This window comes from Collimonas fungivorans (assembly GCF_028292705.1).
GTDB classification, from domain to species: Bacteria; Pseudomonadota; Gammaproteobacteria; order Burkholderiales; family Burkholderiaceae_D; genus Collimonas; species Collimonas fungivorans_B.
This window is the reverse complement of record NZ_JAQGLV010000041.1, coordinates 1-10,024: the sequence shown is the minus strand read 5'-3', so window position 1 is coordinate 10,024 and position 10,024 is coordinate 1. Positions and strand designations below refer to the sequence as shown.

Sequence of the window (10,024 nt, the reverse complement as noted above, 5' to 3'; positions counted from 1 at the left end):
TCCAAGGCAGCCGGCTTTACCAGTTTCCTGGCTGAGTTTCGGTTAGCTTACTCCTGCGGAACCGGCGTCAGCGCGCCGGTCAAGTCGCCCATCGGCTTGGCGCCGTTCGCCACCAACGCCTTGTCGCGGGCGGTGATGCCAGGCAGTACCGGCAGCGAATAGCGGTTGGTGATGAAACGCAAGATGGAAGCGGTGTCGTACTGGGTGTGGTCGACGAAACCCTTCTTCGCATAAGGCGACACCAGCAGAGTCGGCAAGCGCGTGCCCGGGCCCCAGCGGTCGCCCTTGGGCGGCGCCACGTGATCCCAGAAACCGCCGTTTTCATCGTAGGTCACCACGATCAGCATGTTCTTCCATTGCGGGCTGGCTTGCAGCTTGGCGATGACGTCGGCGATATGGGCATCGCCGTCAGCCACGTTGGCATAACCCGGATGCTGGTTCAGGTTGCCTTGCGGTTTGTAGAACGCGACTGCAGGCAGTTTGCCGGCGGCTGCATCCTGCAGGAACGAAGCGTCGAAATCCTTCAGGTGGCTGGCCCGCTCGGCAGCGCCGGTGGCGGTGGCCGGATCGAAGCGGCTGTAGTAGTTGAACGGCTGGTGATGCGGCTGGAACTGGACCTTGCCGCCGTAGATCACGCTGCGGGTGGCGTTCGGCGCATCGGCCAGGGCGGCGTTCCAGGCGCCGGCATACCAGGCCCAGTCGATACCCTTGGATGTCAGCTCGTCGCCAATGTTGGTCTGGGTCTGGACCGGCAGAGTAGTGGCCTTGGTCGGATCGGCGTAGGCAGCGACGGCGGCGGCGTTGTTGCCGCTAGGCTGGTACGGCGGCTGCATGGTGTTGACCGCATAGAACATGCCGGCAGCATCCTTCGGCGTGATGGTGCTGTCCTTTTGGTAGACCGGGGCGCCGTTCAATACCGACGTCGGATTGCCGGTGCCTGGGGTCAGGCCGACCAGGTTGCCGCTGGCGTCGAGCGTGACAGCCGAGATGCTGCCCTTGGCAGGCGAAGCGGCGGCGTCGGCGTTCGGGTAAGTCGGCGCACAGGCGCAGATCAGGTACTGGTGGGTCAGGAAGGAACCGCCGAAGGCGCCCATGAAGAAGTTGTCGGCCAGCGTGTACTGCTTGGCGATATTCCACAGCTTCATCTTGCTGCCGTCGTAATAGCCCATGCTGAGGCCGCCGGCATCCGAGTAAGCGGCGAATTTGTCGTTCTTGCCGCCGTTGATCTGCATCTGGTTATTGAAGAAACGATGCACCAGGTCGCGCGTAATCACGGTCGACGACATGGCGATCGGGCTGTTGACATCGTCGATCTGGAACGGCTTGTTCGGCAGGTTGGCCGACTGCGCTTGCGTGATGACGGTGCTCTGGCCGGCCAGGGTCATCCCGCCCCAGGTTGGCGGCAGGACCGGCAGGGTGCTGCCGTCGAAATCCTTTTGCGGCACGTAGCTGGAAGCCGAGGTCGGATTGACGCCGGGAATGCCGTTGGCGCCAGGGAACAGGCCGTACAGGTTGTCGAAGCCGCGGTTCTCGGCAAAGATCACCACTACGTTCTGGATATTGTTCATGGCCAGCGCGCTGCCCAGGGCCTGGCCCAGATCGACGTTGCCGCCTTGGGCGAGGGCCGCTGCGATGGCGGCGTTGACGGCCGCTGCTTCCGCTTTCAGCTTGGCCAGGTCGTTGCCGCCCAGCTTGTTGATGTCGGCCAGCAGGTTGGCTTCGGCCGTGCCGATCTTGGCAGCCAGCTTCTTGCTGGCGTCGGCGAAATCGCCGCCGTTGGCGTCCATGGCCGTGGCCAGTTCGGTCGAGATGGCGCTGACGAAAGCGCTGTGGCCGGACGGCGCGCGGAACACCAGTTTCTGCGTGACGGCGCTGCCTTTGTCGCCCAGCGCTTCATGGCGGATGGCGCCGGCATTGACGGTGGCCACTACCGCGCCCTGGCCTTTGAGGGAATAGGAACCATCGGCAGCCGTGGTGGTTACCGGCGAGGCGGCGTCGCAGGTTGCTTTCTTTACCTTGTCTTCGAAGCAGACTTTGGCATTTTCATAATAGCTGCCGGTCACCTGGCCGCTGGTCACAGCGCCACCGGAATCGCCGATCGAGCCGCCCCCGCCACCGCCGCATGCGCTCAAGCCTGCCGCTAGTGTCACCGTTGCCACCGTTGCCGGCAGCCATTGTATGGTCCGCTTCATAAACCCTCCCCGGGCGATAAAAAGCGCAATCCTATGCCCCGAATATTTCAGCTGTGTGAAATAAGCCATCCCTTATCATTTATATTTTCGCTGGAACATGTGTCATCGTTCTGTCACACAACGCTGCTAGGCTTGCCTCCCATTCAATTCAACGCAGCACAGCGCTCCGCGCGTTATCCAGGACCAGTCAAGCATTCCATGAAACCAGCGGTCATTGCAGCAGTCATTGTATTCATGAGCGGGGTCGCCGCGTTTCTCCTGAACGCCTGCGGCCAGCAGCCTGACGCTGAAGCCGCCAAGCCTGCTGCGCCGGCCTACGTGGGCGCCACCTATGCGCCGACGCTGAAAAAGCAGCCCTCGGTGGCCGACATGACCTCGCTAGGCCGCACCATGTTCTCCGATCCCTCGCTGTCGGCCTCCGGCAAAATGTCTTGCGCCACCTGCCACAGTCCCGACCATGCATTCGGCCCGCCCAACAACCTGGCGGTGCAGCTGGGCGGCAAGGAAATGAAAACGCTGGGCACGCGCGCCGTGCCTTCGCTGCGCTATATACAGAATGTGCCGGCGTTCACCGAGCATTTCTTCGACGACGACGGCGACGACAGCATCGACGCCGGCCCCACCGGCGGCCACAACTGGGACGGCCGCGCACCATCCACCCACGACCAGGCGCGGATTCCGCTGTTGTCAGCACATGAAATGGGCAATGCGAGTGCGGCTGAAGTGGTGGAGAAACTGAAGAAAACCAGCTATGTAGCGCAATTCCGCGCCACCTTCGGCGAGGATATTTTCGACAGCCAGGAACAGGCTTTCAAGTGGGCGCTGATGGCGCTGGAAGTATTCCAGGAAAGCCCCACCGAGTTTTATCCGTACAACAGCAAGTACGACGCCTTCCTGCGCCAGCAAACCCAGCTCAGCAAACAGGAATTGAACGGCTTGCGGCTGTTCAACGATGCGTCCAAAGGCAACTGCGCCTCATGCCACATCAGTGAAATCACCGCCAGCGGCGCGTTTCCGCAATTTACCGACTACGGCCTGATCGCCATCGGCGTGCCGCGCAACAAGAATATCCCGGCCAACGCCGATCCGAAATATTTCGACATGGGTTTGTGCGGCCCGGACCGCACCGACCTCAAGGACAAGACCGAATATTGCGGCCTGTTCAAGACGCCGTCCTTGCGCAACGTCGCCATGCGCCAGGTATTTTTCCATAACGGCGCTTTCACCAGCCTGGAGCAGGTGATGAAGTTCTACGTGCAGCGCGATACCCAGCCGCAGAAATGGTATCCCCGCGACAAGGATGGCAAGGTGCGCAAATTCGACGACCTGCCCGAGGCCTACCACGGCAACGTCAATGTCGAAGCGCCGTTCGACCGCAAGCCAGGCGACCGGCCGGCGCTCACGGATGGCGAGATCAAGGACGTCATCGCCTTCCTGAAAACCCTGAACGACGGTTACCGGCCATAAGAAAAACGGCAAGGCCCATGGGATTCCATGGGCCCGCCTGCGTTATTTCCTGGTTTTCTTCGCGCTCTTCACTGTTTTCGATTTGCCGGCGGCTGCCTTGCCCGCCTTGCCGCTACCGGCGCCTTTCTCGAACAACGTGTGAAATTCCAGCGCCAGCTTGCGGATCGCCGTGCCGATGTTGGTGTAGTCGTATTCGTTGAGATTGGCCAGCGACACCCGCGCCGACGCATGCGCCGTGCCGAAGCCGCGGCCCGGCAGCAGGATCACGCCGGTCTCTTCCGCCAGCCGGAACAGCGCCTCGTTCGGCTTCAGGCGCTTCACCATCCACTTGGCGAAATCGGCGCCGTACATTTCCGTGGCCAGCGTTTCCAGGTCGAGCAGATGGTAGTAGTGCACCGAATCGGCGTCGACCGGCAATGGCAAGGCCAGCGCCCGGTACAGCGCTTCCTTGCGGCGCAAGACGATGCGTTTCATCGACTTCTTGTAGTTCTGCGGTTCATCCAGCAGCGAATACAAAGAGAACAAAGTCATCTGCGCCTGCACCGGGGTCGACAGGCCGGCGGTGTGGTTGAGCGCCACGGTGCGGCTGTCGGCCACCAGCCGGTCGATGAATTTCAGCGCACGCGGCTCGGTGGTGATCGAGTTGTAGCGCAGGTCCAGCTCCTTGCGCCGTGCTTCGGGCAGCGCCGCGATCTTGTCGTCCAGGACATTGTTTTCGTGCGTGGCGACCACCCCCATGCGCCAGCCGGTGGCGCCGAAATACTTGGAGAACGAGTACACCAGGATGGTGTTGTAGGGACAGATTGCAAACAGCGATATAAAATCGTCGGCGAAGGTGCCGTACACATCGTCGGTAAGGATGATCAGGTCGGGGCGCTGCCGGACGATCTCGGCGATATACGCCAGCGTCTCGTCGTTGATCCTGACCGAAGGCGGGTTGCTGGGATTGACCAGGAAGAAGGCCTTGACCTTGGGATCGAGCAGCTTGTCGAGTTCCTTCTTGGTGAACTGCCAGTTGTTCTCGGGCGGCGCATCGATCAGCAGCTCGACCAGCTGGTAGTCGTTGAGGTGCGGGATTTCGATATACGGCGTGAAGATCGGCATGCCCAGGGCGATGGTGTCGCCGGCCTTGAGGATATGGTTTTCGCGCAGGCTGTTGAAAATGTAGGTCATGGCGGCGGTGCCGCCTTCCACTGCGTACATGTCGAAATTACCGATGAACGGCTGCTCGCCGATCATCTCCTGGCGGATGTACTGGCCGACGATCTTTTCGCTCAGGCTCAGCATGCGGTCCGGCACCGGATAGTTGCAGCCGAGGATGGCGACGCACATCTCGTAGAGGAAAGCGCCGGCCGACAGGCCCAGCTGGTCGCGCACATAAGACACGGCGGCTTCGATGAAACGCACGCCGTCGACGCCGGCATGGGCCTTGGTGAAAATCTCGAAACGCGCCTCGATGCCGTCACGCTGCGGGAATCCGCCGACGCCGTCCATGTAGACATAGGAGCGCTCGGCTTCGCTCATGGCGAACAGGCCGAACTGGAAAAAACCGTGGCGCGGCGTGGTCGCCAGGAAGTTCGGATTGCCGCGGCCGGCGTTGAGCATGGCGCGGTCGGTGCCCGACGCCACCTGGATCAATGCATCTTTCAATTCAAACGGGCTGAGCAGGGCGAGTTTATCGAGATTGCTGAAATCCATTCTGATACTCCTTATTCGATAGATTGAATCCGCCGCAACGGACTGAGAGGCACAAACAAGATCAGACCAGCGCCACGATCAGCGGTCCCAATAACGTCAGGAACACATTGGCCAGTGCATAGGTAATGGCGAAAGGCACGGTGGGAATGGCATTCTCCGCTTTATCGAGCACCTCGCCGAAAGCCGGATTGGCGCTGCGCGAACCGGCGAGGGCGCCGGCAAACACTGCCGTGTTGTCGTAGCGCAGGATGTAGCGGCCGATCAGCATAGTCAGGATCATCGGCAGGATGGTCACCACCACGCCGACGCCGAAGATGGTGAAACCCTGCTGCCGCACGGTCTGCACCGCCTGCAGCCCGGACGACAGGCCGACCACCACCACGAAACCGGCCAGGCCAAGGTCTTTCAGTATCTGCACCGCACCGGCCGGCATGGCGCCGAACGATTGATGCCTGGAACGGAACCAGCCGAACAGCAGGCCGGAGAGCAGGGCGCCGCCGCCGCTGCCCAGCGTCAGCGGAATCGAGCCGACCTTGGCCACCAGCAGGCCCACCAGCAAACCCACCACCAGGCCGGCGCCGAGATAGACAAAATCGGTCTTGGCGCTCGGCACGATCACATAACCGACGATATCGGCGACACGCTTGACGTCCTGTTCGGCGCCATAGATGGACACCACGTCGCCCACCTGGACGATGGTTTCGGGCAGGATAGGCAGCACCTGTCCCATGCGGCTGATCTGCACCACGTAAATGCCGTGGCGTACATCGCCGGCGGTCTGGGTGCGGATTTCCGCCACGCTTTTATTGTGGAATTCCTTGTTGGTCAGCACCACTTCCCGGTGCTGCATGGTCAGCTCCATGCCTTCCACCGCATACACTTCCTTGCCCAGGAAACCGGAAGTGCTGACCACCGCTTCCCGGCGGCCGACCACCAGCACGATGTCGTGCGGCAGCAGCAGCAGCTGCGGACTGACCTCGATCACCTGGCCGGCTCGCTTGACTCTTTCAATCGTGATGGCGGTGGCAGGATCGAGATTTTCCACTTCCTCCACCGAGATCTTGCCCTGGGTGATTTCATACAGGCGGCCGACCAGTTCCGGCAGCGCCGCATGCTGCTCCGGCCCCAGCACCTTGACCCCGGCCTGCATCGCAGTCTCGGCCTTGATCGCATCTTCGCGGATGCTGCGCCCCATCAGTTTCGGCAGGATGTTGACGCAGACGATGATGGCGCCGAAAGAACCGAATACGTAGGTCACCGCGTAACCCACCGCGACATTGCCCTGCAGGCGCGCCACTTCGGCGGCATCCAGCCCGAGCTTGGTGATGGCGTCGCCGGCGGTGCCGATGATCGCCGACTGCGTCAGGCCGCCGGCGGCGACGCCCGCAGCCAGCCCCTTGTCGAGACCGAACAGCTTGGCCATCACGACTACCGTCGCCAGGCCGGTCAGCGCCAGGATCGCCGCCAGGATGATTTCCCGGATCGATTGTTTGCCCAGCGAGTTGAAGAATTGCGGACCGCTTTCGTAGCCGACCGCATAAATGAAAAGCGCGAACAGCACTGCCTTGACGCCCGGATCGACCTGCACCCCGACCTGGCTGACCAGCACCGCCACCAGTAGCGAGCCGGCGACGCCGCCGAGCTGGAACTTGCCGAACTTGATCTTGCCGACGGCATAACCGACCGCCAGCGATAAAAACAGCGCTATCTCCGGGGATTTCTTGAATAACTCATGCAGCCACTCCATAAGGGACGTCCTTTCCTTTTGAGAAATGCAGTTTGCTCAATAAATCGGTGTCGCTGCCAGAACGGTTAGTGCGGATGAAGCCTTGAAAAGTTGCAAAATGGCATCCCAATAATAGCAGAGTCGCTATTTCCAAAAAGAAATAGCGACTGTTTTACGGGGCAAAAAGGAAGAATGATGCGGGCTGGCGGCGCATGCCGCCGAAGAAAGACTGGCTAGAAGTAACAGTATGGCGGCCGCGCTCAGGCTATCAGCAGTTCTTCCTCAAGCGTGGTCTGGCGCCAGGCGTCGAGTTCTTGCACGCGCTCGAACCAGGCGCGCAGGTTGGCGTATGGCTGCAGCGGCACATGCCCTGCTGCGGCGGTCATCAGCGGCGCCGCGATCGCCAGGTCGGCCAGGGTCAGGCCCGGTCCCGATACCCATTGGCGTCGCGCCAGGTGGCCGTCGAGCACGCCGGCAAAGGTCTCCAGGTCGGTCAGTCCGCGCTGCAGTTCGACCGGATCGGGACGGCCTGCGCCGATCAATCCCTTGATGAAATTTTCCCAGTGAAAAATCCCGATCGCCGGCGCAAAATGCTGGGCCGACCAGAACATCCAGCGGTTGACGTCGGCCCTGGCCCGTAGCTCGGCCGGGTATACCGTCTGGCCCGGCGTCTTGTCGGCCAGGTATTGCATGATCGCGCAGGATTCCCACAGGATGAAATCACCGTCCACCAGCACTGGGATTTTTTCATTGGGATTGATCGCCAGCAGATGCTTGCGCTGCTCGGCGCTGGACAGGTCCAGCAGCACCAGCTCGAGCGGCAGGCCGAGGTGGTGCGCGGTCATGACGACCCGCCGTGCGTTGGATGAAATGGGGTGATGATAGAGGCGCATGACGACGATCTCCCGGAGTTGTTGATGCGATATCTGCATCTTAGTCCCGGGGTGCTGACAGGCTGTGTCAGTAGTGTTCCGACAAGCAGGCGCTACTCGCCGTCGCCAAAAGGATTTTCACGGCGCCAGGCTTGCAGCAGCACGCTGCGCTGCTGCGGATAACGCACCTTGGTCAGCGTCAGGACGCTGATCCTGTCGTTGCGGAAGTGGCGGAAGCCGTTGCGTAGCTCGCACCAGGCAATCACCAGCCGCCTGCCCTCGAAGAACGCCAGCGCAATCGGCCAGACCAGCCTTTCGGTAGCGCTGCCGTTCTCGTCGCGATAGCTGATATTGATCTTGTGCTGGCGCCGGATCGCTTCACGGATCGGCCCCAGCGTATTGTTGCCGGGCGCTTCTTCCAGGTAGCTGGCGGCCAGCAAACCCGTGTTCGCCATGCTGTCGCGCAGGTCCTGCGGCGAAGCGGCGGCGATCTTGCTGAGCGCGCTCTTGGCGGCCTGCGCCAGGCCGTCGTCGCCTTGCTGCCCGACCCAGCTCGCCCCCAGCACCAGCGCTTCCAGCTCGTCTTCGCTGAACATCAGCGGCGGCAGGAAGAAGCCGGCGCGCAAGACGTAACCGAGGCCGGCCTCGCCTTCGACCGGCGCGCCCAGCTCGATCAGGGTCTGCATGTCGCGATAAATGGTGCGTACCGAGACCGACATCTGCTCCGCCAGGCAGGCCGCGGTGACCGGCCGGCGATGGCTGCGCAAGGCATCCATCAGCATGAACAACCGTCCGGTACGGCTTGCTGCTTGTGCCAACGCGCCTCCTTCTGCCTGTCTACTTAGTCAATGTCAGCAAGGTTTGCTGGCCGTTCCTGAAGGTGTAGATCGACAGCGTGCCGTTCTTGATGTCGCCTTTGCCGTCAAAGGCGATCTTGCCGGTGACGCCGGTGTACTGGATCTTGCCAAGCGCCGCCAGATATTTTTTGGGATCGACCGAATCGGCCTGCTGCATGGCTTTGGCGATGATCATCACGGCATCGTAGGTATACGGCGCGTACTGGACGATGTCGGCATTGTATTTTTTCTTGTAAGCGGCCTTGAAAGCATCCAGCGGCGCCGGGTTTTCAACCCCGCCCGCGATCGCGCAATAAACCTTGTCGTCGATCAGGCCTTCACCGGCCAGGCGCGGCAGGGCGCCGGTGCAGATTGCATCGCCGCCCATGAAATTGGCGGTGATGCCAAGCTGCCGCATCTGGCGCAGCATGGTGCCAGCGCTGGCGTCGATGCCGCCGAAGAAAATCAGGTCTGGCTGCTTGGCCTTGACCGCGGTCAGGATGGCGCTGAAATCAGTCGCCCGGTCGCTGGTGTACTGCGTCGACACCACGTCGACGCCGTTGGCCTTGGCGTCTTTCAGGAATTCGGTGGCCAGCCCTTGGCCGTAGGCGGTGCGGTCGTCAATCACCGCGATCTTTTTTGCATGCAGGGTTTTTGCCGCATACCGGCCCATCGCAGCGCCAAGCTGGGAATCGTTGGCCACTACGCGGAAAGTGGTGTTGAACCCTTGCTCGGTATATTTGGCGCTGGTGGCGGAAGGCGAGATTTGCGGAATGCCGGCGTCGAAATAAATCTTCGATGCCGGAATCGAGGTGCCCGACTGCAGATGCCCGACTACTCCCGCCACTTTGGCGTCGACCAGTTTCTGGGCAACGCTGGTGGCCTGCTTAGGATCGCTGGCGTCGTCTTCAGCCTGCAATACGAACTGGATCTTCTTGCCGCCGATGACCAGGTGCCTGGCGTTCAAATCGTCGATCGCCATGCGTGCGCCGTTTTCATTGTCCTTGCCGACATGCGCTACCGGACCGGTAATCGGGCCGACGTGCGCAATCTTCACGATTTGCTCCTGGGCCTGCGCGGCAGCGCCGAAGGTCAAGGCGACGGTGGCGGCCAGCAAGGTTGTTTTGGCATGATTCTGCATGTTTTCTCCCCGGGGTTTGAATTTGGTTGAAGTGCTGCGATTATCCCAGCCTCCTGGCAACTGTTCCAGCGGCGTTTATTCTACACACAAGC

7 protein-coding genes are annotated in these 10,024 nt (G+C 61.4%); 1 reads left to right on the top strand and 6 read right to left on the bottom strand.

Annotated features, from left to right (window positions below; all coding sequences use genetic code 11):
* Positions 1 to 47: 47 nt before the first annotated feature.
* A complete protein-coding gene (acpA, locus tag JWQ61_RS02030) occupies positions 48 to 2,192 on the bottom strand; it encodes an acid phosphatase (protein ID WP_304359046.1) in 2,145 nt (714 codons plus the stop codon).
* 234 nt (positions 2,193 to 2,426) lie between these two features.
* Between acpA and JWQ61_RS02025 the strand changes: the two genes are divergently transcribed.
* A complete protein-coding gene (locus tag JWQ61_RS02025) occupies positions 2,427 to 3,659 on the top strand; it encodes a cytochrome-c peroxidase (protein WP_304359045.1) in 1,233 nt (410 codons plus the stop codon).
* 42 nt (positions 3,660 to 3,701) lie between these two features.
* On the opposite strand, the gene JWQ61_RS02020 is transcribed toward JWQ61_RS02025, so the two are convergent.
* The 5 genes from JWQ61_RS02020 to JWQ61_RS02000 all read right to left on the bottom strand — a co-directional run bounded on the left by JWQ61_RS02020 (position 3,702) and on the right by JWQ61_RS02000 (position 9,932).
* A complete protein-coding gene (locus JWQ61_RS02020; protein WP_304359044.1) occupies positions 3,702 to 5,357 on the bottom strand; it encodes a bifunctional aspartate transaminase/aspartate 4-decarboxylase in 1,656 nt (551 codons plus the stop codon).
* 61 nt (positions 5,358 to 5,418) lie between these two features.
* Positions 5,419 to 7,104, bottom strand: a complete 1,686-nt coding sequence (gene aspT, locus JWQ61_RS02015) for an aspartate-alanine antiporter (protein WP_304359043.1) — start codon at positions 7,102 to 7,104, stop codon at positions 5,419 to 5,421.
* A 239-nt stretch (positions 7,105 to 7,343) separates the two neighbouring features.
* On the bottom strand, positions 7,344 to 7,976 hold the full coding sequence (locus JWQ61_RS02010) for a glutathione S-transferase family protein (protein WP_304359042.1): 633 nt from the start codon (positions 7,974 to 7,976) through the stop codon (positions 7,344 to 7,346).
* A gap of 92 nt (positions 7,977 to 8,068) precedes the next feature.
* On the bottom strand, positions 8,069 to 8,773 hold the full coding sequence (locus JWQ61_RS02005; RefSeq protein ID WP_304359041.1) for a YafY family protein: 705 nt from the start codon (positions 8,771 to 8,773) through the stop codon (positions 8,069 to 8,071).
* A gap of 19 nt (positions 8,774 to 8,792) precedes the next feature.
* The gene (locus JWQ61_RS02000) at positions 8,793 to 9,932 is read right to left on the bottom strand and encodes a branched-chain amino acid ABC transporter substrate-binding protein (RefSeq protein ID WP_304359040.1); all 1,140 of its coding nucleotides are present in this window, start codon (positions 9,930 to 9,932) and stop codon (positions 8,793 to 8,795) included.
* Positions 9,933 to 10,024: the final 92 nt, after the last annotated feature.

Excerpts from the sequence above, each read along its gene's own strand:
- acpA (WP_304359046.1), bottom strand. The coding sequence starts at position 2,192 with ATGAAGCGGACCATACAATGGCTGCCGGCAACGGTGGCAACGGTGACA.
- JWQ61_RS02025 (WP_304359045.1), top strand. The coding sequence starts at position 2,427 with ATGAGCGGGGTCGCCGCGTTTCTCCTGAACGCCTGCGGCCAGCAGCCT.
- JWQ61_RS02020 (WP_304359044.1), bottom strand. The coding sequence starts at position 5,357 with ATGGATTTCAGCAATCTCGATAAACTCGCCCTGCTCAGCCCGTTTGAA.
- aspT (WP_304359043.1), bottom strand. The coding sequence starts at position 7,104 with ATGGAGTGGCTGCATGAGTTATTCAAGAAATCCCCGGAGATAGCGCTG.
- JWQ61_RS02010 (WP_304359042.1), bottom strand. The coding sequence starts at position 7,976 with ATGCGCCTCTATCATCACCCCATTTCATCCAACGCACGGCGGGTCGTC.
- JWQ61_RS02000 (WP_304359040.1), bottom strand. The coding sequence starts at position 9,932 with ATGCAGAATCATGCCAAAACAACCTTGCTGGCCGCCACCGTCGCCTTG.